Source organism: Cryobacterium sp. TMT4-31, from assembly GCF_004403385.1.
GTDB lineage: Bacteria > Actinomycetota > Actinomycetes > Actinomycetales > Microbacteriaceae > Cryobacterium > Cryobacterium zongtaii.
The window spans coordinates 29,134-52,524 of record NZ_SOGI01000061.1; the positions used below are offsets into that span (position 1 = coordinate 29,134).

Sequence of the window (23,391 nt, forward strand, 5' to 3'; positions counted from 1 at the left end):
GTCCGGCCGGGGCGTTTCTGCGTTCGGCCTGTTCGTGGAAGCTACAGAATGAAGAGCATCTCCTGGTAGGTCGGCAGCGGCCACAGGTCATCGGCCACGATGCCCTCCAGCACGTCGGCCGCCGCGCGCACGGCGCTCATGGCCGGCAGCAGGTCATCCCTGGCGTGCTCTGCCTCGGCCAGCGCGCTGCCGGACTCGGCAGCCAGGACGTCCTTGAGCACGGCCAGGGCGGTGCGCAGCTTGGCGATCGGAGCGCTCACTTCCAACAGGGCGGCTAAGTCGGCATCCCCGCCGGCGGCCTTGACGGCGCCGATGTTGAGTGCCACCTCGGTCTGGTGCCGCATCGCGGCCGGCAGGATCTGCGTCGAGCCGATCTCGAGGGTGAGGCGGGCCTCAACACCGATGGTGAGCGCGTACTGCTCCAGACCGATCTCATAGCGGCTGTGCATCTCCCGGTGGTTGAACACCCGGTACTTCTCGAACAGCTCCAGGGCGGACTCGGTGATCAGCTCCGGCAGGGCGTCCAGCGTCGTCCGTAGGTTCGCCAACCCCCGCTTTTCGGCCTCGATGGGCCAGGAGTCCGCGTAGCCGTCGCCGTTGAACACGATGGCGCCGTGCTCGGTGATGATCTGGGTCAGCAGGGCTTGCACGGCGGTGTCGAAGTCGGTGCCGGCCGCGACGGCCGCCTCAAGGTCGGTGGCGATGTAGTCCAGCGACTCCGCCATGATCGTGTTGATCGTCACCATCGGGCCGCTCACGGTCTGCATCGAGCCCGGCGCGCGGAACTCGAACCGGTTGCCGGTGAAGGCGAACGGGCTGGTGCGGTTGCGGTCGCCGGGATCGGTCGGCAGCTGGGGCAGCGTGTCGACGCCGATGATCATGGTGCCCTTGTCCTTCGAGGAGGTCGCGGGACCCTTGGCGATCTGCTCGAAGACATCCGCCAGCTGGTCGCCGAGGAAGATCGAGATGATCGCCGGCGGGGCCTCGTTGGCGCCCAGACGGTGGTCGTTGGTCGCCGAGGCGACGGAGACCCGCAGCAGACCGGCGTACTTGTGCACGGCACGGATGACCGCGGCGCAGAAAACCAGGAACTGGGCGTTGTCGTGCGGGTTGTCGCCGGGGACGAGCAGGCTGCCGAGTTGGTTGTTGCCCAGCGAGAAGTTGACGTGCTTGCCTGAGCCGTTGACTCCCTGGAAGGGCTTCTCGTGGAAGAGGCACTCCATGCCGTGTTTCTTGGCGATGGTCTTGAACGTGGTCATCAGCAGCTGCTGGTGGTCTGCGGCGATGTTGCCGCGTTCGAACATCGGCGCGATCTCGAACTGGCCGGGCGCGACTTCGTTGTGCCGGGTCTTGGCGGGGATGCCGAGCTTGAACAGCTCCCGCTCGGTGTCCATCATGAAACCGAGCACCCGCTCGGGGATGGCACCGAAGTAGTGGTCGTCGAATTCCTGGCCCTTGGGCGGCTTGGCGCCGAACAGGGTGCGGCCGGAGTTGAGCAGATCGGGGCGGGCCAGGAAGAAGTGCCGGTCCACGAGGAAGTACTCCTGCTCAGGGCCGCAGAACGCGACGACCTTGGCCGGCTTGACGTGGCCGAACAGGCGCAGGATACGCTCGGCGTGTTCGCCCATCGCCTGTTGCGAGCGCAGCAGCGGCGTCTTGTGGTCGAGGGCTTCGCCGGTCATCGAGACGAAAACCGTGGGGATGCACAGGGTGTTGCCGTTCGGGTTCTCCAGAACGTAGGCGGGGCTGGTGACGTCCCATCCGGTGTAGCCGCGGGCCTCGAAGGTGTTGCGCAGGCCGCCGTTGGGGAAACTGGAGGCGTCGGGCTCGCCCTGCACGAGGGTCTTGCCGGCGAACTCGGCCAGCGCGGTGCCGTCGCCGACGGGTTCGAGGAAGCTGTCGTGCTTTTCGGCGGTGAGGCCGGTGAGCGGGTAGAACACGTGCGCGTAGTGCGATGCGCCCTTTTCCATCGCCCAGTCCTTCATGGCGGAGGCGACGGCGTCGGCGACCAGGGGATCCAGCATCGCACCGTGCTCGATGGTGGCCATGACCGACTTGTAGACGAGCTTGGGCAAGCGCTTCTGCATGACGACGCTGCTGAACACGTTCTCACCGAAGATCTGGCCAGGGGTTTCGGCGTCGGTGAAGCTGACGGCCGGGGGCACATAGGCCTCGACATCCCTGATCGCCTGCAGGCGCATGGCATTTCCACTCATGGTTTACCCCTCTATTCGGGTCTATTCGGGCTCTGTCCGCGACGGGGTGCGGAATCCGGTAGCCCAAACCTAGGGAGCGTGTATGCCGGGGACATTTCGGCCGCGTGACGGATTCGCTCTGCCGGTGCTCCCGGTTGGGGGTCGAAACCCAGCAGCATCGTCAGCGGCTAAACTGGTCGTTTGATTTGAGGGGTGTTTGAGTGGTTGATACGGAGCTCGCGCGCGAACAGGACTATGTCGCCACGCTGTACGCGCGCCTCGACGCGCTGCAGCGGGAGGCCGAGGCCCAGCTGAAGGCCGTGCGGATTCTCGACGTCGGTGGTAACCACCAGTCCCGGTCCGAGCGCGACACCTTTGCCCGCACCTACGAGGACCGCATCGTGCAGTTGCGCGAGGTGGACGACCGCCTGGCCTTCGGCCGGCTGGAGACTGCCCCGGAGGAGGACGGCGCACCCGTCTACAGGTACATCGGCCGGGTGGGCCTCCGCGACGAGAACCTGCAGCCGATCCTGCTCGACTGGCGGGTACCGCAGGCCAGCGCCTTTTATCAGGCCACCGCCGCGACGCCGCTCGGTGCCCGCTCCCGCCGGCACCTGCTCTCCAACGGCCGGCGCATCATCCGCATCGAAGACGAGATTCTGGATGCGGCGCTGCTGGAGGGCGACACCGCCAACCTGCATCAGGGCGAGGGGGCGCTGCTCTCGGCGCTGACCGCCCAGCGCACCGGGCACATGTCCGACATCGTCTCGACGATCCAGGCCGAACAGGACCGCATCATCCGCTCGGAGCTGAACGGTGTGCTTGTCGTGCAGGGCGGCCCCGGCACCGGCAAGACCGCCGTGGCGCTGCACCGCGCCGCCTACCTGCTCTACACGCACCGCGACAGGCTGCAGAACGCCGGTGTGCTCATCGTCGGACCGTCCACGTCGTTCCTGCAGTACATCGAGGCGGTGCTGCCGTCACTCGGAGAGACCGGGGTGGTGCTCGCCTCGGTGGGCCAGCTGTTCCCCGGCGTCGAGGCCGGCCACGAGGACGCGCCCGCCGTCGCCGCGCTCAAGGGCCAGACGTTCATGGCCGACCTGATCGCTCGGGCCGTGAAGAGCAGGCAGAAGGTGCCGGCCGCCGCCCAAAAGCTGCTCGTGAACGGCGACACCCTGGTGCTCAAGCCCCAGCTGATCGAGGCAGCCATCCACCGCGCCCGCTCCGGCGGGAAGCCGCACAACGAGGCCCGCGTCGTCTTCGTCAAGCACGCCCTGAACGCGCTGGCCCGCGAGTGGCTCGAGCAGCTCCAGCGCCAGGGCCGGTCGATGGACGACACCGACCTTCCGATGCTGCGCGAAGACCTCCGGCTGGCCGACGATGTACGGGTGGCGCTGAACACCGCATGGCTGCCACTCACCCCGCAGAAGCTTGTGCAGGACCTCTACGCCCGGCCGCAGTGGCTGGAAGAGCTCACGCCGCGCTGGCGGGCCGCGCAGCGCGCGCTGCTCCACCGACCGCGTGACGCCGAGTTCACCATCGCCGACATCCCGCTGCTCGATGAGGCGGCCGAGCACCTCGGCGAGTACAGCGCCGTCGACGCGGCCCAGAAGCGTGAGGCCAAGGAACAGCGCAAGCGCGACATTGAGAACGCCGAGCTGGCGATCAAGAACATGGACGTCAAGGGACTCGTGAATGCGAAGGCCCTCGCCGACAACTTCGCCGAACTCGGCGACCGCGCCACCACGGCCGAACGGGCGGCGCTGGATCGCAGCTGGACCTACGGGCACGTGATCGTGGATGAGGCGCAGGAGCTCTCGCCCATGCAGTGGCGGCTGCTCATGCGCCGCGGCCCGCGCCGCTCGTTCACCATCGTCGGCGACATCGCCCAGGCCGCCGCGGCCGCCGCGGCGGACAGCTGGCGGGAGGCCCTCGCACCCGTGCTCGAGGCCTCGTTCGAAGCCGACAGGTGGCGCCTGGAGGAGCTGACGGTGAACTACCGCACCCCCAGCCAGATCGCCGAGGCCGCCGAGAAGATGGCGGTGGCGCACGGCCTGCCGATCACGGCGTCACGCACGGTGCGCGCCAGCGACTGGCCGGTCGTTATCGTGACGGACGCCCTGGACGCCCTGCGGCGGGAGCGCACCCTGGGCGTGGGCGGCACTGTCGCGGTGATCGTGGTGGAGGAGCACATCGATGCCCTCGCAGAGGCTCTCGACGCCGAGTTCGGCGACATCGTCGGCCGCGGGGCGCTCGGTCTGCTGCGGGATGTGGCGTTGCTCACCCCGCACGACTCCAAGGGTCTCGAATTCGACGCCGTGATCGTCGTCGACCCCACCGCCATCGTGGCGGCGTCCGAACGCGGAGCCGGAGCACTCTACGTGGCCATGACCCGCGCGACCCAGCGCCTGTACCTCGTGAGCGACGGTCCGCTGCCCGCCGGGCTGAGCGACCTGCCCTAGCGTCCGGCTGCGCTGCCTCGCCGCACCGACGTCGCCCACTCCGGGCACTAGTCCCCTTCACGCGTGCAGAAGGGGTTTTTGAGGCACGTCGGGGGAGACCTGTCTCGGGTCGCTCTGCCTGCCTCGGCGCCGGCCTCCTCAGGACGGCTTGTCAGGCGGCGCGCGGCCGCAGGGCCCTGATGGTCGTGAGGAGCGCTTCGGAATTGATCAAGGCCGAGTTGCGGATCGCCTGGATGGAGGCGCCCTGAATGAGCGCCACGACTGTGGCCGCGAGGTCGACGCCCGAGACGCCCTCCCCGCCGGCAGGGGACCCGGCCGCGCCGACCGCCTCGCGGCAGACCGGCAGGAACGCCTCCAGGTAGCGCCCAAATGAGGCCTCGATGCGGTCGCGAAACAGGTCGGCGTGGCGGGAGAAGTAAAACGCGAAGAGCAACTCCACGCCCGCGTGGTGCTCGACCAGGCGTTCGAGCTCGACCCTGACCATCCGTTCGAGGCGGTCCCACGGTGCCAGGGCGGCCAGGCTCGGGTCGGTGAGCGCGTCGAGGGTGCCGTCGAGCAGCACCGCGAGCAGGGCCTGGAGCAGGCCGTCCTTGGACTGGAAGTGGAAGAACACCAGGCCAGGGGAGATGCCCGCTGCGGTGGCGACGCGTCGGGCGGTGACGGCATCAAGACCGTCGGTGAGGGCGATCTGGTAGGCGGCGGTCAGGATGGCGTCGCAGCGTTCCTGTTCGGGCAGTTTGGGTCCGCCCATGGGTCAGTTGCCGCCGTCGGTGCGCCGGCCGGTGCGATACTCGCGCCACGCCTTCCAGGCGCCCGTTGACCAGAGCGCCCAGAGCACCAGCACGGGCTGGAAGAGCAGCCGGATGGTGCGGTCGAGGTCGGTGTTCAGCCCGAATGAGTCGGTCTGGGTGACGAGCTGGGAGATGTTGCCGGGAAAGATCGCGACGAAAAACGCGGCCACGATCCAGCCGACCTGCACACGGAACCTGCCCAGCGCCAGCAGCGCCGCACCCAGGATGATCTCGACGACTCCCGAGGCCACGACCACGAAGTCGCCCTCCAGCGGCAGCCAGGTAGGTACCTGGGCGAGGAACGCCTCCCGGTTGACAGTGAGGTGGCTGATGCCGGCGAGCAGCAGGAAAGCGCCGAGCACCAGGCGCAACACTGTGCGGACAATCGTGGCGCGGGTCTTCTGCGGGGCGAGGAGGGTCATGGCTCCCACCCTACATTGATCACTGGGTCAATGACTCGGCCTACCGCGGGGCGGCGGCCACCAGTTCGGCCACTTCGGCGTCGGTGCGGGCCTCGAACACGCCCCACATCATGTGGGTCGGCCCGCTGCCGTCGCTACCCGCCCTGGCGGGGCGGCTGATCCACCGATTGGCGGTTGCCGCGGCGCCCAGGGCGACCAGGGAAGGGGCGATGACGGTCTTGCGCACAGTGCCGGCCACGACGCTGCCGTCGCTCCCGAGTCGCCAGCCACGGCTCGCGGCCAGCACCTGGCCCACCTCTTCGTCGGTCAGCCAGCGGGAAAAGCTCCGACCGGGCGGGTCGATTCTGGTCAGCTTCATGGGAACAACACTAATCTCGCCGCCCGAGGCGCTCAGGCCGGGACCAGGGCGAGTTCGGCTTCCAGTCGTTCCACGTCGGCCCGGTGGCAGAGCTCGGTGGCCGGTGTCATCGCGGTGGCGCTGCCGGCCGCGACCGCCGCTCTGAAGGCCGCGGCAGGGTCGTGGCCCTGTGCGATGCGCAGCACGAACGCGCCGAGGAAACTGTCGCCGGCGCCGACAGTGCTCTGCACCGTGACCTGCGGAACGGCCAAGCGCATCACGCCGGCCGCCGAGGCGAGCACGGCACCCTTGCCGCCGAGCGTGAGGGCCACGAACTCGGCGGATCCCCGGGAGACGAGGGTGCTTGCCGCGGCGATCTGGCTCTCTTCGGTGTCGAGCGTCGAGCCCACCAGCTCGCCCAGTTCACGTCCGCTGGGTTTGACCAGGAAGACCCCTTCCGCGAGGGCTGCGGCCAGGGCCGGCCCGGACGCATCCACTATGCAGCGCGCGTCGTGCTCGCGGGCCAGGCGGGCGACCCTGGCGTAGAAGTCGTCGGGCGCGCCCGGCGGCAGGCTGCCGCTGGCCACCACGTAGCCGCCGTGCGGGATCGACTCCGCCACCCGGGCGAGGCAGGCACGCCACTCGGGTTCGGTGATTTCCGGACCCTGCAACACGAAGCGGAACTGTTTGCCGGTGGTCGTCTCGTCAACCGTGAAGCTCTCCCGGGTGCTGCCCGCGATGGGCACCACCACGGTGGGGAGGCCTTCGGCTTCGATGAGCTTGCGGTAGGCGTCGCCGGTCGGCCCGCCGGCTGCATAAATGGCCAGGGTTTGGCCACCGAGACGCTGGATGACGCGGGAGACGTTGATGCCGCCGCCACCCGGGTCGAGCCTGGAGAGTCCGCAGCGCATCTTGTGCTCACCGACCACGTTTTCCGTCGAGGTGCTGACGTCGAGGGCAGGGTTGACCGTGAGAGTGAGTATCGGTCGCAGCGTTGTCGGCCTGGGAACATCCATGACCCCAGCGTAGGACTGTGAGCGCTTTTCGCCGGTCAGCGGCGGGAGAACAGCCTGGTGAAGAAGCCTCCCCCGGAGGGCTCCTTCTGGTGTCCGGCGCAGCGATCGATTCGGGGGACGCCCCGCATGACCTGGTCGACGTGTTGACCACAGCCGGCCCAGGTGGTCTTTCCGCAGGTTCTACAGGTCACGGCTCGGCACACGGGGGACTCCTTCTGGTTGGCCAGGCCGGGCGGCCTGGAGGACCCAACAATACCCCATGGGGTATCCACTTCTCTGACCGGATGCTGAGCGTCGCGGGGTCGGGCCGCCCCGGCGGCGTAGGGTGGCGGCGTGCATCCCTCACCCGTGCCGACCTACACCGCAGCCCAGGTGCGCGAGGCCGAAGCCCCGTTCCTCGAGCAGGGAGTGCCCCTCATGGCCCGGGCGGCCCGTGCGCTCGCAACCGAGGCAGCGGCCCTTCTCACGGCGCGGCGCGGCGGATCGGATGGCGGAGCGGTTGAGGATGCGCGCGTGCTGGTTCTGGCCGGGTCGGGCAACAACGGGGCAGACGCCTTGTACGCCGCGGAGATGCTGGCCGGCTGGGGCGCCACCCTCTGCATCCTGCCTACCAGCGACCGCCCACACCGGGAAGCGCTCGAGGCGGCCCTCGCGCACGGAGCTGACCTGCGCCCGGTGGACGAACCTCCCGAGGTCGTCACAGGCCTCGCTCGTTCGGCCGACCTGATCCTCGACGGCATCCTGGGCACCGGGGCCACCGGCAATCCCGCCTTGCGCGGAGTGGCGCGCGGCACTGTGGCGGCTCTTCTGCCGGCCCTCGCCGGTGAGCATCCGCCCCTGGTCGTGGCCGTGGACCTGCCCAGCGGCATCGGCATGGACGATGGCAGCGTGCCCGACCCCACGGTGCTGCCGGCCGACCTGACGGTGACCTTCGGCGGTTGCAAGACCGGGCTCGTCACCCGCCCGGCCGCCGACTATGTCGGCCGGGTCGTCGTGGCCGACATCGGTATCGGTGACGAGCTGGAGCGCATCCGCCGACGTGACCTGGGCTAACGCGCCGGGAGCACAGGCTCCGGCAGCGCGCCGACCGCGGCGATCACCCGGGCGCGCAGGCCGTTGCTCCGTTCGGTGAACCCGCGTTGCCGCCGCACGTACTCGGCCTTGCCGGTCGGGGTCTCGATGGCGACAGGGGAGTAGCCCCACTCGGAGAGGTCGTAGGGGGATGCCTGCATGTCGAGTTCCCGGATGTCGCGGGCGAGGTCGAAGCAGTCCAGCAGCAGGTCCCCGGGAATCAGGGGACCGAGCTTGATGGCCCACTTGTAGACGTCCATGCCCGCGTGCAGGCAACCGGGCTGCTCCAGACGCGGCTGGTTCTCCCGGCTCGGCAGTACGGGGCGGGCCTGCTCCGAGTTGAGGTCCACGGCGGCGGGGGTGAAGAAGCGGAACGCGTCGAAATGCGTACAGGCGATCCGGTGGGATTCCACCACGGTGTCGGTGTCGCCCTGGCTGAGCCGCAGCGGCGATTCATGGCGGTGCTCGCCCTGTTTGTACACCATGGCCCATTCGTGCAGGCCGAAGCAGCCGAAATCGCCGGCTCGCTGGGCGGTGCGGCCCAGCAGTGTCACGATGAAGCGGATGCTCCGCGCGTTCTTCTCGATGAAGGCGTGGTCGACGACCAGGTCGTCCCGCTCGGAGCGGTACCATTTCCACCCGGCGCGCTCCTCGGTCGCCGCGCCCTGCAGGACCACGTTGGCACCGGGGTGCCACCGCCGCAACAACCCTGGACGGAACGGGTAGTAGGTGAACAGAAAGTCGTCCACCGGATGCGTGTGTACGGTGCCGGCGCGTTGCCGGCGTCCCAGCGTGGCGGCGTCGGCCCGATCCTGGTGCCGACGTTCCAGTTCGCGCCAGTCGCCGGCGGTGAGCGCTGTGAGCGCGGTCGCGGGAGAGATGTGCACCATACGAGGGTACTCGCGGCCGTGCGGGGCCCGTCCAATCCGCAGGTCGGGTCGCCCGGCGGCGTGATCACCCCGTAGAGTAGTCACTAGGCGGAACGATGTTCCGCCCAGCAGAACATCGAACGCGACCCGGCACACTCACAAAGGAGCACCAACATGACCGCGAACCCCTTCGACCTCACCGGCAAGGTGGCCATCGTCACGGGCGCCAGCAGCGGCATCGGGCTCGCCATGGCCGAGGGACTCGCGGCCGCCGGAGCCGACATCGTCGGAGTGAGCGTCAACATGCCGATGACCGGCAGCGAGGTCTCCCAGCGGGTTGAGGCACTGGGCCGCACCTTCACCCCCTACGACGCCGACTACGCCGACCGTGCAGTGATCACCGCCCTCGGCACCGAGCTGGCCGCCCTGAACGCCGACATCCTCGTCAACAACGCCGGCACCATCCGCCGGGCCCCGGCCGCCGTGCACTCTGACGAGTTCTGGGACGAAGTGATCGCCGTGAACCTGTCGTCGCAGTTCGTGCTGAGTCGCGCCGTCGGCGCCAACATGGTGGCTCGCGGCCACGGCAAGATCATCTTCACCGCCTCCCTGCTGAGCTTCCAGGGCGGCGTGAACGTGCCCGGCTACACGGCATCCAAGTCGGCCATCGTGGGCCTGGCCAAGGCACTGGCGAACGAATGGGCCGCGTCCGGCGTCAACGTGAACGCCATTGCACCCGGCTACATCGCCACCGCCAACACGAAGGATCTGCGGGCGGACGCCGACAGGTCCAAGGCGATTCTCGATCGCATCCCCGCCGGACGCTGGGGCGAGGCCTCCGACCTCGTCGGTGCCGCCGTCTTCCTCTCCAGCAACGCATCCGACTACGTCAACGGAATCACCCTGCCGGTCGACGGTGGCTGGCTCGCCCGCTAGGCGCGACTGAATTGCGGAAATCCCCCCTTCCTGTTGCCAGGCAAGGGGGGATTTCCGCACCACAGTGCAGCCTAGAGCGCCGGTACTCGCTCGCTTTCGAGCGGCGCCTCCGGCGGGGTGCCGTCGCCGAACGGGCGGCCGCCCAGGGCCTCGCGGCCGTGCGCGGTCAGCCACCCCGACGCATCCGGCCCAGCGGGCACGATGCCGGTGGGGTTGATGTCGCTGTGCGTCACGTAGTAGTGCTTCTTGATCTGCTCGAAGTCGATAGTGTCGCCGAAGCCCGGGGTCTGGAACAGGTCGCGGGCGTAGGCCCAGAGCACCGGCATCTCGCTGAGCTTGTTGCGGTTGCACTTGAAGTGACCGTGATAGACCGCGTCGAACCGGGCGAGCGTGGTGAACAGGCGGATGTCGGCCTCGGTGATGGTATCGCCCACGAGGTAGCGCTGGTTCGTCAGGCGTTCTTCGAGCCAGTCGAGCCTCGAGAAGAGGGCGCCGTAGGCCCGCTCGTAGGACTTCTGGCTGCCGGCGAAGCCACACTTGTAGACGCCGTTGTTGACGTCGTGGAAGATCAGGTTGGCGACCTCGTCGATCTCGGCGCGGAAGGCCACCGGGTAGAGGTCGGGCGCGCCGGGCCGGTGGTAGTCCGCCCACTCGGTCTCGAAGTCCAGGGTGATCTGGGGATAGTTGTTGGTCACGACCTTGCCGGAGGGTACATCCACGATCGCCGGCACCGTGATGCCGCGGGGGTAGTCGGGAAAGCGCGCGAAGTAGGCCTGCTGGATGCGCTCGATGCCCAGCACCGGGTCTACTCCGTTCGGGTCGAGGTCGAAGGTCCAGCTGTTTTTGTCGTGGGTGGGGCCGGGCATGCCAAGAGAGATGACCCGCTCCAAGCCGAGCAACCGGCGCACGATGGCGGTGCGGTTCGCCCACGGGCAGGCGCGGGCGGCCACCAGGCGGTAGCGGCCGGGTTCCACCGGCCAGCCGTCGCGGCCGTCGAGGGTGATGCGGTCTTCGATGTAATTGGTGTCGCGATCGAAGTCCCTGCCGGGTTCCACGTAACTGGGACGCAGCGTGCTGGGAGTGAGGGTCTCGTTGCTCATGGCTCCACGCTACGGGAAAGAACCCGTGCGTACGCATAGAGTTGCCCTCATTCGTGCAGGTGATGCACCGGCCAGCCGGCGACGTGCGCGAGCAGGTCCAGCAGCGACTGGGCGGAGGCGCGGGCCTCAGCCTGGCCGCGGGGATCGTGCACATCGAGGGTGAGGGGCGGGGCCTCACCGAATTTCGGGATGTCCACTTCCACCCAGCCGCCCTGCGGTAGCCCCACGAAAGCGGAGGCCGTCCGCGCCCCCTGCACCGGGGCATCCAGCGTCGCGGCGATCACGGCCAGCGCCTCGGGCTTGGTCAGGTGAATATCGGCGACGATGCTGGCGACGTGGTCCATGGGGGTCCTTCGATATCGACACTCACAGGCGCTGCCTGCTCAGCGTCAGCTTAACCGACCTTCGGTAGCTGCGGATGTCGGTGTCACTCCCTGGTCATCGCTCAGCGGCCCGGTGACCTGCACCTCGATGTGGCCGTTTTGGGGGTGCGCGGAACCTTAACGTGCGGCAAACGGCGGCGAGCGGGTTTCGTGACACCCAGTCGCTCCGGTATTGATTTTGTATGAGCTTAGAATTTCCGCCTGTAGCCCGGGACCTGCGTGCTGACCGGCCCGTCAGCGTCGGCGAACTGGCCACACCCGCCCGACTGGTACCGGGAGACACCCCGCTGGCCGACATCGACCGGACTTTCCGGGCCGAGCGCCAGCTCCGCTCCCTGGTCGTGCACGAGGGTGAACGATACGCGCTGTTGTCGCGCGAGCACGTGGAGTACACGCTCACCGGGCGACTCGGCTACGGACGGGGGTTGCACGTGAGGTCAACCGCGGCGCAGATGGTGTCGGAGAATTCCTTCTCGCTGCCGGGACACCTCGAACTCGGCCACGCCGCCCAGCGCATCCTCGCCCTGCCGGAGGAGTCCCGATATCGGGACGTGCTGGTACTCACCGATGCCGGGCCCGGTGTTGTCGCGGTCTCCCAGCTGTTCGAGCGGCTGTCGTCCGACTTCCGCTACGCCGCACTGCACGATTCCCTCACCGGACTGGCCAACCGGCGCCAGCTTGAGGAGCGGGGCTCGACGTTCACCGCGGATGACCTGGCCGGCGTGGCCGTGTTGTTCATCGACCTTGACGGGTTCAAGGCCGTGAACGACACCTTCGGACATCGGGCCGGCGACGAGGTCCTCGTCGAATTCGCCGACCGGCTGCGCAGGCTGGTGCGTCCCACGGATGTTCTGGCCCGGCTGGGCGGGGACGAATTCGCGGCGCTTCTGGTTAACGTGACGGAGGCCCAGGCCCTCGACGTCGCGGACCGAGTGCTGATCAGTGCCACCGCACCGTTCCCGAGCGACGGCCACCTGCTGCACGTATCCGCGTCGGTAGGTGTCTCGATGGCCGTCGACGTGGTCGACGAACTGGAGCTGAACCAGCTCGACGCGCTGCTCAGACACGCCGACGGAGCAATGATCAAGGCCAAACAGTCCGGCAAACGCCAAGTGGCAAGGCTCGACGGACAGGGCGCCGCGCCGATCACCCGGAACGCGCTCATCCGCCGTCGGCTCACGGCGGCGTTCGAATCCCGCACCTTCGCACTGAACTATCAACCGCAACTTGACCTGGTCACGGGAGACTGCTCCGCCGTCGAGGCTCTGCTGCGGTGGAACGACAGGGTGCTGGGTGAGGTGTCGCCGGCCGAGTTCATCCCGATCACGGAGCTGTCCGGCGACATCCACCGCATCGGTGAGTGGGTGATCGACCAGGCGTGCGCCCAGGCGCGCCAGTGGCTGGATGCGGGTGAGCCACGCAGCATCGCGATCAATGTGTCGCCCCTGCAGCTGGCCGCCCGCACCCTGGTTCCGCAGGTGCTCGCGGCACTCGCCGCCCATGGGGTGCCCGCGGAGCTGCTGCAGGTTGAGATCACCGAGGGGTCCGCGATCACCGACCTGCCGCGGGCGATCGGCCAGCTGCAGGCGTTGCGGGACGCGGGCCTGAGCATCGCGCTCGACGACTACGGAACCGGGTACTCGTCGCTGGCGATGTTGCGTGACCTCCCGCTGACCACCGTGAAGATCGACAAGACCTTCATCGACACGATCGAGGACTCGCCCCAGGATGCGCTTCTGGTGGGTGGGGTCATCGACACGGCCCACGCGCTGGGCCTGCGAGTGACCGCTGAGGGGGTGGAACGTCCCGGCCAGTTGCACCTGCTTCGGGCCATGGGCTGCGACACCGCGCAGGGCTACCTGATCTCGCGGCCGGTGCCCGCCGAGCTGCTGCCGGCGGCGCAGTCGTGCTGACCCGAACGGGCTGATGCGGCGTACACCTCGCGCATCTGCGCCGTCCGGTTGATAATCGGCAGCGTACGCAGACGCACCTTCCACCACCGATGGCACGGGCAGCGAGGTCCGGGCAGCGAGGAGACATCATGAGCACGAAGCTCAACCCCTATCTCGGATTTCGTGACAACGCCAAGGAGGCGATGGAGTTCTACCACTCGATCTTCGGCGGCGAATTGACGCGCAGCACGTTCGCGGAATACCAGGCCAGCGAGGACCCGAGCGAGCAGGACAAGACCATGCACGCGGCGCTCACCACCCCGAACGGCCTGTCGTTGATGGCGGCGGACACCCCGAACGCCATGGAGTACACGCCCGGCAACAACTACTCGGTCTCGCTCAGCGGCGACAGTGACGACGCCGCAGTCTTGCGCGTCTACTGGGACCGGCTTGTCGACGGCGGATCGGTGACGATGCCGCTGGAGGTCGCGCCGTGGGGCGACAGTTTCGGCATGTGCGTCGACAAGTTCGGAGTGGCCTGGATGGTCAACATCGCGGGGGCCGCGCAACAGGTCGCGCACTAGGCTCGACCGGTCCGACCACCCCGAACTGGGGTGGTCGGTTCTGGGCGTTCGAGGGCTGCCGTCGATAGCGTAAGCACATGACGACATCTCGGGGGAGATCCATGGTTCGTGCACGTTTATTCGTTCTGATCGGGGCTTTGGCAGTGGCGCTCACGGGCTGCGCCGGGGAGGGATCGGCAGGCACCGCGGCCTCGCCAGGGCCGTCACAGACATCCGTCGCCAGCCCGACCGCAACGCCGGTGCCGACGGAAACACCCGCACCCGCGGCCGCCGCCACCGTCACCGGAATCGTTGTGACGCCCGAGGCCATGCAGGTGACCTCGAGCGACGAAAGCGTGGTGTCCTTCAGCTACTTCGACCCGATCGAGGACGTCGTCGCCGCCCTGACCGCGGCCTTCGGCGCCGACCCGGTCGTGGACAGGGAATATCCCACCGTCGAGCCCGGCCCCCAGACCCGCTACGACTGGCCGGGGCTGCGGATAGTGGACGAGGACTGGCCCGCCACGGCGCCGCTGGACTCGAACTACTACGTCGTTCTCGAGGCGCCGGAACTGAACGGCGTGTCACTGACGACGATAGACGGTATCCAGATCGGCGACTCGGCACTTGCGCTCGCCGATCAGTATCCGCACACCGTGACCGACGAGGACAGCTTCACCGTGTTCGTCGGCGGGGTCGCTATCCCCAGAAGCGACGCGAATCCACGAGACAACTCGTCGATCTCGGTGTGGGTGTCGACCGACAATCCCGAGCGCACGATCACCAGCATCTCCTCGCCGGCCGAGGACTACGGCGTCTGACCTCGCTGAGATGAACAGTGTCGTGGTCGGCTCCGAGGGTTCGCCGAGCAACGTTGCGACGCCGCCGAGGTCGACGCCGGGCATCAGGTCGGATTCGGCGCCGCGCGAAGACATCCGCGAGCTGGGAGACAAGCCCCAGAAATCGCGAATTTCTGGGGCTTAACTCACGGTTCGCGGGGGAGATCCGGGTTAGGTTGGGCGCATGGCGAGTGAAGCGACGGAGCTTGTTGTCCAAGGGCCACACGGCGAAAGAGTCATGCGCATCTCCAGCCCGAGCCGGGTGCTCTGGCCGGAGGTCGGCATCACCAAGCTCGACCTGGCCGAGTACCTCGTGGCGGTGGGGGAGCCCTTCGTCGCGGCCAACGGCGACCGCCCGGTGTCGCTGCAACGGTTTCCGGCCGGCATCGACGGTGAACAGTTCTTCTCGAAGAACCCGCCCAAGGGCGCCCCCGAGTTCGTGCGGGCGGTGCCGGTGGTCTATCCGAGCGGGCGCACCCATCCGCAGCTCGTGATCGACGAACCGGCCGGTGCCGTCTGGGCGGTGCAGATGAATACCGTGGTCTTTCACCCGTGGCCATCGCGGGCAGAGGACACCGACAACCCCGACCAGCTGCGCATCGACCTCGACCCGCAGCCAGGCACCGACTTCGACGACGCCATCCCGGTGGCCATCGAGCTGCGTGCCGTGCTCGCCGAGGCGGGCCTCACCGCGTTCGTCAAGACCTCCGGCAATCGCGGCCTGCACGTCTTCGCGCCCATCGAGCCGAACCGCGAGTTCCAGGTGGTGCGGCATGCGGTGATCGCGGCCGCACGCGAGGTCGAACGGCGGATGCCGACGACTGTCACCACGAACTGGTGGAAGGAAGAGCGCGGGGCCCGCATCTTCGTGGACTTCAACCAGGCGAACCGGGACCGCACCATGGCCGGTGCCTACAGCCCGCGGGCGCTCGCCCATGCGCCGGTGTCGTGCCCGATCACCTGGGACGAACTGGGGCGCACCGACCCCAAGGCGCACACCATCCTGACCGTGCCGAAGCGCCTGCAGAGCACCGGCGATCCCTGGGCGCAGATGCACGAGAAGCCGGGCCGTATCGACGTATTGCTTGAGTGGTGGGAACGCGACCTGGCCGCCGGGCTGGGCGAGCTGCCCTTCCCGCCGGACTATCCCAAGATGCCCGGCGAACCCCCGCGGGTGCAACCCAGCCGGGCCCGGCACGACCCGTAGCGCGGCTCCCGGCATCTCCGCCGCGCGACGGATGTCGGCCGGTCGGTTGCTGACTAGCGTTGCAGCCATGAGCACACCAACCCTCAGCGATCCACAACCCTCGACCACCGCGGCGGCGGTGCCGTTTCCGGATCGGGTGCCGTGGACCGCGGTGGCGGTGTTCGTGATTCTGGCGTGCGGCCTCGCCTGGCTGGTGGCCCTCCCACTCTGGCTGGACGGCAGCGGACTGGCCAACCCGCTCGCCGCACTCCTGCTGCCGGTCATGATGTTCACCCCCGGCATCGCCGCGCTCTTTGTGGTGCTCGTGGTGCAGCGCCCCCGCCCCCGATCCATCCCGGAGTACCTCGGCCTGTGGCCGTTGCGCCCGCTCAAACGCACCCTCTGGATGACCGTGTTCGGCCTTCTCGGCAGTGCCCTGCTGGTGATCACGGGCGTGTTCCTCGCCGCGGCGCTCGGGCTCGTGCAGCTTGACCTTGTGACCTTCTCCGGCTTCGCGCAGGTGCTGCAGGACGCCGATCCCACCGGGGCGGCCGCACCGTCCTCGGTTCCGGTTGGGGTCATCGTGCTCCTGCAATTGCTGACGCTCCCGGTGGCCGCGATCTTCAACGGTCTCTTCGCGCTGGGCGAAGAGATCGGCTGGCGCGGCTGGCTGCTGCCGTCCCTGCGCCCGTTGGGCACCTGGCCGGCCTTGCTGATCAGCGGGGCGGTCTGGGGGTTCTGGCACAGCCCGGTGATCCTGCTCGGCTACAACTTCGCCCAGCCCAACCTGCTCGGCGTCGGCCTCATGATCGGGGGCTGCATGTTCTATGGCGTCCTGATCGGCTGGCTGCGGCTCCGCACCGGCTCGGTGTGGCCGGCGGTCTTCGCGCACGGCGCATTCAATGCCGCCGCAGGCTTCCTGTTCCTGGTTGCCGTTGACGGCACCTCCGCCGACCCTGTGGCGCTCGGCCCTCTGGGCTGGGTGGCCTGGATCGTGATGGCCGTTGTCATCGCGGTGCTCGCGCTCACCGGACAGTTCCGGATTCAGCCGGCCCTGCAGCGTCGGGCGCGTCAGCTGGCGCCGGCCGACCGCTAGGCGCACGTTCCCGAGTTGCCAGTTGCGGCCTCTTCGAGCGCATCGAGAGGGCGTCATCTGCCAACTCACTGTGGCACACCGTTGCGAGTTGCCAGTTCCGGCCCCTACGAGCCCATCCAGGGGGCGCCAACTGGCAACTCACCGGGCGTGTGTTGGTGGCTAGGCGGGTTCGCGATGGTAGCTCACGAAGCGGTAGCGGAGGTCTGTGCGGGAGGTCTGCCATTCGGTGACGGCGGTCTGCGTGAACGCGGCGTCGATCACCGGAGCCAGGGTGTCTCCGACGGGTTCGGCGTCGACCTCGGTGACCTCGAGATGATCGGCCAGCGGCATGGCCTGGCGATAGATCTCGCCGCCACCGATGATCCAGACGCGCTGGCGGGCGGCAGCGGACTCCTGGGCGGCCCAGTCCAGCGCGGCCGTCAGGGAGTGCAGCACGGTGGCGCCCTCGGCGACCCAGTCCTCCTGGCGGGTGACGACGATGTTGTCGCGCCCGGCCAGCGGGCGGAACCGTTCCGGCAGCGAGTCCCAGGTGCGGCGGCCCATGATCACGGCGCCGCCGAGGGTGAGCTCCTTGAACCGGATGAGGTCCTCGGGCAGTCGCCAGGGGATGCTGCCGGCGTCGCCGATGACCCCGTTGACCGCCTGCGCCCAGATCAACCCGATCCGGGCGTCCTCAGACGGCAACTGGAGCCTTGATCGCGGGGTGGTGCACATAATCGACGACCTCGAGGTCCTCGAACTCGTAGTCGAAGATGCTGTCGCGCTCGGTGGTGATCTTCAGCCGGGGCGCCGGGAACGGGGCGCGGCGCAGCTGCTCGGTGACCTGTTCGAGGTGGTTGGAGTAGATGTGGCAGTCGCCGCCGGTCCAGATGAAGTCGCCGACCTCGAGGCCGGTCTGCGCGGCGACGAGGTGGGTGAGCAGCGCGTAGCTGGCGATGTTGAACGGCACGCCGAGGAACAGGTCGGCGCTGCGCTGGTAGAGCTGGCAGGAGAGCTTGCCGTCGGCCACATAAAACTGGAACAGGGCGTGGCACGGTGCCAGGGCCATCTCGGGGATGTCGGCGACGTTCCAGGCCGAGACGATGATCCGACGGGAGTCCGGGTCGGTCTTGAGGGTCTCGATGACCTGGGCGATCTGATCGATGTGGCCGCCGGCCGGGGTGGGCCAGGAGCGCCACTGCACGCCGTAGACCGGGCCGAGTTCACCCTGCTCGTCGGCCCACTCGTTCCAGATGCGCACGCCGTGCTCCTTGAGCCAGCCCACATTGCTCTCACCGCGCAGGAACCAGAGCAGCTCGTAGGCCAGCGACGGGAAGTGCACCCGCTTGGTGGTGATCAGCGGGAAGCCCTGGCTGAGGTCGAAGCGCAGCTGGGCGCCGAACACGCTCAGCGTGCCGGTGCCGGTGCGGTCGGCCTTGGTGGCGCCGGTTTCCAGAACCAAACGCAACAGGTCTTCGTACGGGGTGGCGATCGGGCTGGTCTCGGCTCGAGTGTTCATCGACTCAAATCTACAGGGCGATGCCAGAAGACGGGAGTCACATCCGGTGCCCTGGCCGCCAGACTCGGTAGCATGGGGCGGTGAAGCCCTTTCTGCTGCTGGCGACCCGTTCCGAGGATGAAGCCGCCGACGACGAGTACGCCGGCTTCCTGGCCGCCGGCGGCCTGCTGCCCGAGCAGCTGCACAGGGTACGCCTCGAGGCCGCCCCGATGCCGCCGATCACCCTCGCCGACTACTCCGGCGTGATCGTGGGCGGCAGCCCGTTCAACGCGAGCGACGCCGACGAGACCAAGTCGGCGGTGCAGCACCGCGTCGAAGGTGAACTCGCCGGCCTGCTCGACGACGTGGTCGCCCAGGACTTCCCATTCCTCGGCGCCTGCTACGGCATCGGCCTGCTCACCAGCTACCTCGACGGCGTCGTCGACGACACCTGGTCGGAGGTGGCCGGCCCCATCGTGGTGAGCCTCACGCCCGAGGGCAGCGCCGACCAGCTCTTCGGCCGGATCACCCCGACCTTCGAAGCCTTCGTCGGCCACAAGGAGGCCTGCACGGTGCTGCCGACCGGTGCGGAGCTGCTGGCCACGGGGGAGGACTGCCCGGTTCAGGCGTTCAGGATCGGCCGGAACGTCTATGCCACCCAGTTCCACCCGGAACTCACCCAGGCCGGCATCCTCACCAGGCTGCGGGTCTACCACGACAACGGCTACTTCGAGCCGGATGCCTATGACGAGGTCATCGCCGCCATCGATGCCTCGACGGTGACCGAGCCGGCCACCATCATGAAGGCCTTCGTGGAGCGGTTCGGCACGGCCTAACCCATTAGAGCAGTTTGCGCGCCGTGGCCCACGCCGTGAGCTCGTGCCGGCTGGAGAGCTGCAGCTTGCGGAGCACCGCTGACACGTGGGTCTCCACGGTCTTGGGGGAGATGAAGAGCGCACTGGCGACCTCCTTGTAGGCGTAACCGCGGGCGATCAGCCGCATCACCTCTTGCTCTCTGGCCGAAAGCCTGTCGAGCTCGTCGGTGGTCGCCGCGGTCTCGCCGGCGACCGCGCCGAAGGCATCCAGCACAAAACCGGCCAGGCGCGGCGAGAAGACGGCGTCCCCGCCGGCCACCCGGCGGGCGGCTTCCGATACCTCGGTCCCTGACGCGCTCTTGGTGATGTATCCGCGGGCACCGGCACGGATGACCGTGACGACGTCGTCGGCCGCATCCGACACGCTCAGGGCCAGGAACAGCGTCGACGGAGCCAGCGGCGCGGCGGCCCGGATCACTTCGGCGCCGCCACCGCCGGTGCCACCGGGCAGGTGCACGTCGAGCAGCACCACCCGCGGCTGGGTGGCGACGACCACCGCGATGGCCTCGTCGACCGTCGCCGCCTCGCCGAGCACCCGCAGCGCCGGGTCCAGCTCCGAGCGCAGCCCGGACCGGAAGATCGAGTGGTCGTCAACGATCACGACGGTGAGGTCATTCATGGGGTGTCTTCCTGGATGTCGAGGGGGAGGGAGAGCCGGATCTCGGTGCCGGTACCACTCGGGCCTGGGCTTACCGAGGCGGCGCCGCCGGCCCGCTGCATGCGGGCCAGGATCGACTCGCGCACACCCATGCGGTCGGCTGGGATGTCACCGATCGTGAAGCCCGGCCCGCGGTCGGTGACGCTGACCTCGATGGCGGTCGGCGACGACTCCACGTACACCGACACACTGCCGCCGGCGTGCCTTGCGGCGTTGAGGATTGCTTCGCGTGCGGCCGCGAGCAGGGCCTCGGGCACCTCCCGGTCGACGGAGCCGACCGCGACGACGTCCACGTGTACCGCATAGTCGCGTTCGACGGTGGTCGCGATACCGCGCAGCTCCGCGGCCAGGTCGACCGGACCGTTCGCGGCCCCGGTGAACAGCCAGTCCCGCAGATCGCGTTCCTGGGCGCGGGCGAGCCTGGCGGCATCCGAGTGCGGGCCCGCCTTCTGCTGGATGAGAGCAAGGGTCTGCAGCACCGAATCGTGCAGGTGCGCGGCCATCTCGGCCCGGCCGGCCTCCCTCTCGCGTGCCGCCCGCTCGTCGGAGAGGTCGCGGGTGAGCCGCACCGCCCAGGGGGCCACGACCACGGCGACCCCGACGAGCACCGACATGGCCGCCACGACGACGGTCCAGACGTTGGGGTTCTCGCTGGTGACGAAGAACAGCAGGATGCCCAGCGCCACCAGGACCAGCGCCCCGAGGGCTCGCACCAGCATGCCGGAGCTGCGGGGACCGGCGCCGCTGCGCAGCTCGGCGAACTGGCGCCAGGCCAGCCCGGCGCCCGCCAGTGCCACGATCGCGGGGATGATGGCGTCCAGCGGCAGGTCGGCGCCGAGCCGGTTGGCGATCAACGCGCCGGCCGTACCGACCAGCGCGAGCCCCAGCAGGATCTCGGTGACCGGCGCGCGACGGGGCTCCGCGGTGCCGGCATCCGCCTCCGGCCCTGCCGTTGCTACGGCCGGACCCGACGTCGCACCGGCGGACGGGGCGCCCGGCGGGGTGCGGGCATCGGGCAGGGTCACGGTGGAGCCGGTGAGCGCGGCCTTGGGCAGGGGGTCCCGGTGCGGGGCACTGCCGGCCGCGCCATCCGCCGATTCGTCGGGGGTCGTGGCCCACAACCAGCCGTAGAGCAGCACCCCGGCGCCGCCGCAGAGGGCCAGTACGAAGGTCACGGTGCGTACAAAGGTGACGGGCAGGCCGGAGTGCCGGGCGAACCCCGCGCACACGCCGGCCACGATGCGCAGGCGTGGCCGCACGAGGTGCCCGGTGAAACGGGTGTCGGTGGGACGCAGGTCGGTCACAGCACCATCCAAGCACCCATGGGCTGCTCGCTCGCACCCCGAACCGCTTCGTCAGGGTGCAATCAGGGTCTTCCCCCATGGTCGGCCGCGCCGCACGGCAGCAAGATGGAGTCATGACCGAGACACCGTCCTACAACCCGCCGCCGACCCCGTACGGCGCTCCAAGCGCCACCCGGCCGCCCCAGGCCCCTGGCGGCGCCGCGTTCTTCGACTGGGTGCGTGGCCTCGGCTTCGTGCGTGGACAGGATCGTTGGCTGGCCGGCGTCTGCGGGGCCGTCGCGGCACGTACCGGTCTCGACCCGTTGATCGTGCGCGGCATCGCCGTCGTGGTCGCCATCCTCGGTGGCCCGATCTTCTTCCTGTACGCGGTGGGCTGGGCGTTGATGCCCGATGAGTCCGGTCGCAGCCTGGTGGAGCAAGCCGCCCGGCAGATCTTCGAACCTGCCATGATCGCCGTCGGTGTGCTGTTGTTTCTCACCTTCGTCCCGTGGATGCAGGGAATCTGGTGGCAGGGACCGCCGGAGGTCTGGGGGATGCCCGGCTGGCTGGAGGTGCTGCTGCGCACCAGCTGGGCCATCGGGCTCACCGCGGGCATCATCGTGCTGGTGATCTACATCGCCAAGCGAGTGCCGTCGCCGCGTAACCAGCCGGCTGGGGGCAAGACCGCCGGGGGGTACCAGCCCAGCACAGCGGCGCAGCCGAGCGCGGCTCAGCCGACCGCTCAGTCCGAGTCAGCTGGTGCGTCCCAGCCGACCCCCACCGCGACCTTCATCCCGCCGATTCCGCCGGTGCCGGAGCCGCCCGCCGCCGGCCCGTCACTCTGGGACGACCTGACGGGCAAAACCAGCGCGGCCGGATCAGCGCCGCACGGATCTGCGCCCTACGGGTCCGCCGCCCCTTACGGGACGGACCCCGGCCAGTCTGCCCCGGCGTCCACCTTCGACCCGCACAGCTACCGGGCGATCCAGCGCCGCAAGCACCTCGGCGCCGGCTTCATCTCCGTCGTCGCCGGTCTCGCCCTCAGCGCGGGAGCCGTCGCGGCATCCTTCGTTGCCGACGGGGCCTGGTCGAACAGCGCCTTCCTGGTGGGTGCCTCCGCCGCGCTCGCCGTGATCGCCCTGGGCATCGTCGTCGCCGGAGTACGGGGCAAGGAGGGCGGCTGGCTGAACTTCTTCAGCATCGTCCTGGCCGGCGCCATGGCCTGGACCGCCGTCATCCCGGTGGGAACCGATGTGGTCCCCGTCGGCGATCCCACCTGGCAGTACAGCACCAGCAGCCCCAACGGCTTCGCGATGTTCGCCGGCGCACCCGTGATCGATCTGACGGATGTCGACACCGCGCCGGCCGGCGCCGACCACACCGTCGACGTCTGGATCGCGTTCGGCGACGTTGAGCTGCTGCTGCCCGACAACCGCACCGTGGCCGTCGAGGCCAGCAGCCTCGCCGGCGGCGTGGATTACACGGGAATGGACGACCTCGACAGGGGCGGCGTGCTGTTCCACGACTCCCGCGTCGTGGCCGAGGGCCGCGGCACCGGCGTCACGACAGTCCGGGTCTGGACGCTCTTCGGCCAGGTCACCATCAACCAACCGGCACTGCGCTAGCCGGCACTGAGCTCGTAGGAGAACACCATGACCGACCCGAACAGCCCCACCGAAACCACGCCGCTGAAGACCTCACCGACGGCAGATACTTCCTCCCCGACGCCTGACCGGCTGCCCAGACAACGACCGCTCTTCGCGACCATCCTCTGGGGCTCCCTGATGCTCGCGCTCGCGGCGTTCATGGCGGCCCGTGAGCTGGTGCCGGGTGGGTTCGACCTGGTCACCTGGCTTCTCACGGCTGTCGTGGGCATTGGGCTCCTGCTCGTAGTGGCCGGCATCATCGCCGCTTCCCGTCGCGCCGGCTGATGATGCCCC

General features: G+C 68.9%; 23 protein-coding genes. 11 read left to right on the top strand and 12 right to left on the bottom strand.

All coding sequences use genetic code 11. The features are described 5' to 3' along the window. Nucleotides 1–41: 41 nt before the first annotated feature. Complete coding sequence (locus tag E3T19_RS14120; protein ID WP_134409133.1) at nucleotides 42–2,216, bottom strand: glutamine synthetase III; 2,175 nt, start codon at nucleotides 2,214–2,216, stop codon at nucleotides 42–44. Nucleotides 2,217–2,416: 200 nt separating this feature from the next. On the opposite strand from E3T19_RS14120, the gene E3T19_RS14125 reads away from it, so the two are divergent. Next, nucleotides 2,417–4,657, top strand: coding sequence for a UvrD-helicase domain-containing protein (locus tag E3T19_RS14125; protein ID WP_088455894.1), 2,241 nt, complete (start codon nucleotides 2,417–2,419; stop codon nucleotides 4,655–4,657). 151 nt (nucleotides 4,658–4,808) lie between these two features. On the opposite strand, the gene E3T19_RS14130 is transcribed toward E3T19_RS14125, so the two are convergent. The 4 genes from E3T19_RS14130 to E3T19_RS14145 are packed head-to-tail and all read right to left on the bottom strand — an operon-like array spanning nucleotide 4,809 to nucleotide 7,223. After that, nucleotides 4,809–5,408 carry a TetR/AcrR family transcriptional regulator gene (locus E3T19_RS14130; RefSeq protein ID WP_088455895.1) on the bottom strand — a complete coding sequence of 200 codons (600 nt, stop codon included), beginning with the start codon at nucleotides 5,406–5,408 and terminating at the stop codon, nucleotides 4,809–4,811. Nucleotides 5,409–5,411: 3 nt separating this feature from the next. Next, nucleotides 5,412–5,870 (bottom strand): hypothetical protein, encoded by a 459-nt coding sequence (locus tag E3T19_RS14135; RefSeq protein ID WP_088455896.1) that lies wholly within the window; start codon nucleotides 5,868–5,870, stop codon nucleotides 5,412–5,414. A gap of 40 nt (nucleotides 5,871–5,910) precedes the next feature. Continuing rightward, nucleotides 5,911–6,228 (bottom strand): hypothetical protein, encoded by a 318-nt coding sequence (locus E3T19_RS14140; protein WP_134409134.1) that lies wholly within the window; start codon nucleotides 6,226–6,228, stop codon nucleotides 5,911–5,913. 32 nt (nucleotides 6,229–6,260) lie between these two features. Further along, nucleotides 6,261–7,223 carry a 1-phosphofructokinase family hexose kinase gene (locus E3T19_RS14145; RefSeq protein ID WP_198418794.1) on the bottom strand — a complete coding sequence of 321 codons (963 nt, stop codon included), beginning with the start codon at nucleotides 7,221–7,223 and terminating at the stop codon, nucleotides 6,261–6,263. A gap of 333 nt (nucleotides 7,224–7,556) precedes the next feature. Here E3T19_RS14145 and E3T19_RS14150 point away from each other — a divergent pair, with 333 nt between their 5' ends. Continuing rightward, a complete protein-coding gene (locus tag E3T19_RS14150) occupies nucleotides 7,557–8,276 on the top strand; it encodes an NAD(P)H-hydrate epimerase (RefSeq protein ID WP_241980245.1) in 720 nt (239 codons plus the stop codon). On the opposite strand, the gene E3T19_RS14155 is transcribed toward E3T19_RS14150, so the two are convergent. Further along, complete coding sequence (locus tag E3T19_RS14155) at nucleotides 8,273–9,184, bottom strand: 3-methyladenine DNA glycosylase (protein WP_134409135.1); 912 nt, start codon at nucleotides 9,182–9,184, stop codon at nucleotides 8,273–8,275. The genes E3T19_RS14150 and E3T19_RS14155 overlap by 4 nt on opposite strands. Nucleotides 9,185–9,337: 153 nt before the next feature. Here E3T19_RS14155 and E3T19_RS14160 point away from each other — a divergent pair, with 153 nt between their 5' ends. Continuing rightward, complete coding sequence (locus E3T19_RS14160) at nucleotides 9,338–10,099, top strand: SDR family oxidoreductase (RefSeq protein ID WP_088455900.1); 762 nt, start codon at nucleotides 9,338–9,340, stop codon at nucleotides 10,097–10,099. Between the two features lie 71 nt (nucleotides 10,100–10,170). On the opposite strand, the gene E3T19_RS14165 is transcribed toward E3T19_RS14160, so the two are convergent. Then, nucleotides 10,171–11,199, bottom strand: a complete 1,029-nt coding sequence (locus tag E3T19_RS14165) for a glutathione S-transferase family protein (RefSeq protein WP_134409136.1) — start codon at nucleotides 11,197–11,199, stop codon at nucleotides 10,171–10,173. Nucleotides 11,200–11,246: 47 nt separating this feature from the next. Next, complete coding sequence (locus E3T19_RS14170; RefSeq protein WP_088455902.1) at nucleotides 11,247–11,543, bottom strand: hypothetical protein; 297 nt, start codon at nucleotides 11,541–11,543, stop codon at nucleotides 11,247–11,249. Between the two features lie 221 nt (nucleotides 11,544–11,764). Here E3T19_RS14170 and E3T19_RS14175 point away from each other — a divergent pair, with 221 nt between their 5' ends. From E3T19_RS14175 to E3T19_RS14195, 5 genes are all read left to right on the top strand, one after another. Then, nucleotides 11,765–13,495, top strand: coding sequence for a bifunctional diguanylate cyclase/phosphodiesterase (locus tag E3T19_RS14175; protein WP_088455903.1), 1,731 nt, complete (start codon nucleotides 11,765–11,767; stop codon nucleotides 13,493–13,495). A gap of 128 nt (nucleotides 13,496–13,623) precedes the next feature. Next, nucleotides 13,624–14,058: a VOC family protein gene (locus E3T19_RS14180; RefSeq protein WP_134409137.1), complete on the top strand. Its 435-nt coding sequence runs from the start codon at nucleotides 13,624–13,626 to the stop codon at nucleotides 14,056–14,058. 239 nt (nucleotides 14,059–14,297) lie between these two features. Further along, nucleotides 14,298–14,858: a hypothetical protein gene (locus E3T19_RS14185; protein ID WP_134409138.1), complete on the top strand. Its 561-nt coding sequence runs from the start codon at nucleotides 14,298–14,300 to the stop codon at nucleotides 14,856–14,858. Between the two features lie 202 nt (nucleotides 14,859–15,060). Then, complete coding sequence (gene ligD / locus E3T19_RS14190) at nucleotides 15,061–16,083, top strand: non-homologous end-joining DNA ligase (RefSeq protein WP_088455906.1); 1,023 nt, start codon at nucleotides 15,061–15,063, stop codon at nucleotides 16,081–16,083. 67 nt (nucleotides 16,084–16,150) lie between these two features. Next, nucleotides 16,151–17,158: a CPBP family intramembrane glutamic endopeptidase gene (locus E3T19_RS14195; RefSeq protein ID WP_134409139.1), complete on the top strand. Its 1,008-nt coding sequence runs from the start codon at nucleotides 16,151–16,153 to the stop codon at nucleotides 17,156–17,158. Nucleotides 17,159–17,317: 159 nt separating this feature from the next. On the opposite strand, the gene E3T19_RS14200 is transcribed toward E3T19_RS14195, so the two are convergent. Together E3T19_RS14200 and E3T19_RS14205 are read right to left on the bottom strand one after the other, a co-directional pair. After that, nucleotides 17,318–17,842, bottom strand: coding sequence for a dihydrofolate reductase (locus E3T19_RS14200; protein WP_241980246.1), 525 nt, complete (start codon nucleotides 17,840–17,842; stop codon nucleotides 17,318–17,320). Next, nucleotides 17,832–18,656: a thymidylate synthase gene (locus E3T19_RS14205; protein WP_088455909.1), complete on the bottom strand. Its 825-nt coding sequence runs from the start codon at nucleotides 18,654–18,656 to the stop codon at nucleotides 17,832–17,834. Before E3T19_RS14205 ends, E3T19_RS14200 begins: the two co-directional genes overlap by 11 nt. A gap of 80 nt (nucleotides 18,657–18,736) precedes the next feature. Here E3T19_RS14205 and E3T19_RS14210 point away from each other — a divergent pair, with 80 nt between their 5' ends. After that, on the top strand, nucleotides 18,737–19,471 hold the full coding sequence (locus E3T19_RS14210) for a glutamine amidotransferase (RefSeq protein WP_088455910.1): 735 nt from the start codon (nucleotides 18,737–18,739) through the stop codon (nucleotides 19,469–19,471). 4 nt (nucleotides 19,472–19,475) lie between these two features. Here the strand turns inward: E3T19_RS14210 and E3T19_RS14215 are convergent, their stop codons facing one another. Then, nucleotides 19,476–20,129 carry a response regulator transcription factor gene (locus E3T19_RS14215; RefSeq protein WP_088455911.1) on the bottom strand — a complete coding sequence of 218 codons (654 nt, stop codon included), beginning with the start codon at nucleotides 20,127–20,129 and terminating at the stop codon, nucleotides 19,476–19,478. Next, the gene (locus tag E3T19_RS14220) at nucleotides 20,126–21,472 is read right to left on the bottom strand and encodes an ATP-binding protein (protein WP_240632435.1); all 1,347 of its coding nucleotides are present in this window, start codon (nucleotides 21,470–21,472) and stop codon (nucleotides 20,126–20,128) included. The genes E3T19_RS14215 and E3T19_RS14220 overlap by 4 nt, the downstream gene beginning before the upstream one ends. A gap of 113 nt (nucleotides 21,473–21,585) precedes the next feature. On the opposite strand from E3T19_RS14220, the gene E3T19_RS14225 reads away from it, so the two are divergent. Continuing rightward, nucleotides 21,586–23,076 (top strand): PspC domain-containing protein, encoded by a 1,491-nt coding sequence (locus E3T19_RS14225; RefSeq protein WP_166788887.1) that lies wholly within the window; start codon nucleotides 21,586–21,588, stop codon nucleotides 23,074–23,076. 27 nt (nucleotides 23,077–23,103) lie between these two features. Then, nucleotides 23,104–23,382 (top strand): hypothetical protein, encoded by a 279-nt coding sequence (locus tag E3T19_RS14230; RefSeq protein ID WP_134409142.1) that lies wholly within the window; start codon nucleotides 23,104–23,106, stop codon nucleotides 23,380–23,382. The last annotated feature ends 9 nt before the right edge of the window (nucleotides 23,383–23,391 follow it).

Excerpts from the sequence above, each read along its gene's own strand:
- E3T19_RS14205 (WP_088455909.1), bottom strand. The coding sequence starts at position 18,656 with ATGAACACTCGAGCCGAGACCAGCCCGATCGCCACCCCGTACGAAGAC.
- E3T19_RS14170 (WP_088455902.1), bottom strand. The coding sequence starts at position 11,543 with ATGGACCACGTCGCCAGCATCGTCGCCGATATTCACCTGACCAAGCCC.
- E3T19_RS14130 (WP_088455895.1), bottom strand. The coding sequence starts at position 5,408 with ATGGGCGGACCCAAACTGCCCGAACAGGAACGCTGCGACGCCATCCTG.
- E3T19_RS14140 (WP_134409134.1), bottom strand. The coding sequence starts at position 6,228 with ATGAAGCTGACCAGAATCGACCCGCCCGGTCGGAGCTTTTCCCGCTGG.
- E3T19_RS14155 (WP_134409135.1), bottom strand. The coding sequence starts at position 9,184 with ATGGTGCACATCTCTCCCGCGACCGCGCTCACAGCGCTCACCGCCGGC.
- E3T19_RS14215 (WP_088455911.1), bottom strand. The coding sequence starts at position 20,129 with ATGAATGACCTCACCGTCGTGATCGTTGACGACCACTCGATCTTCCGG.
- E3T19_RS14160 (WP_088455900.1), top strand. The coding sequence starts at position 9,338 with ATGACCGCGAACCCCTTCGACCTCACCGGCAAGGTGGCCATCGTCACG.
- E3T19_RS14180 (WP_134409137.1), top strand. The coding sequence starts at position 13,624 with ATGAGCACGAAGCTCAACCCCTATCTCGGATTTCGTGACAACGCCAAG.
- ligD (WP_088455906.1), top strand. The coding sequence starts at position 15,061 with ATGGCGAGTGAAGCGACGGAGCTTGTTGTCCAAGGGCCACACGGCGAA.
- E3T19_RS14135 (WP_088455896.1), bottom strand. The coding sequence starts at position 5,870 with ATGACCCTCCTCGCCCCGCAGAAGACCCGCGCCACGATTGTCCGCACA.
- E3T19_RS14195 (WP_134409139.1), top strand. The coding sequence starts at position 16,151 with ATGAGCACACCAACCCTCAGCGATCCACAACCCTCGACCACCGCGGCG.
- E3T19_RS14175 (WP_088455903.1), top strand. The coding sequence starts at position 11,765 with ATGAGCTTAGAATTTCCGCCTGTAGCCCGGGACCTGCGTGCTGACCGG.
- E3T19_RS14120 (WP_134409133.1), bottom strand. The coding sequence starts at position 2,216 with ATGAGTGGAAATGCCATGCGCCTGCAGGCGATCAGGGATGTCGAGGCC.
- E3T19_RS14230 (WP_134409142.1), top strand. The coding sequence starts at position 23,104 with ATGACCGACCCGAACAGCCCCACCGAAACCACGCCGCTGAAGACCTCA.
- E3T19_RS14225 (WP_166788887.1), top strand. The coding sequence starts at position 21,586 with ATGACCGAGACACCGTCCTACAACCCGCCGCCGACCCCGTACGGCGCT.
- E3T19_RS14145 (WP_198418794.1), bottom strand. The coding sequence starts at position 7,223 with ATGGATGTTCCCAGGCCGACAACGCTGCGACCGATACTCACTCTCACG.
- E3T19_RS14165 (WP_134409136.1), bottom strand. The coding sequence starts at position 11,199 with ATGAGCAACGAGACCCTCACTCCCAGCACGCTGCGTCCCAGTTACGTG.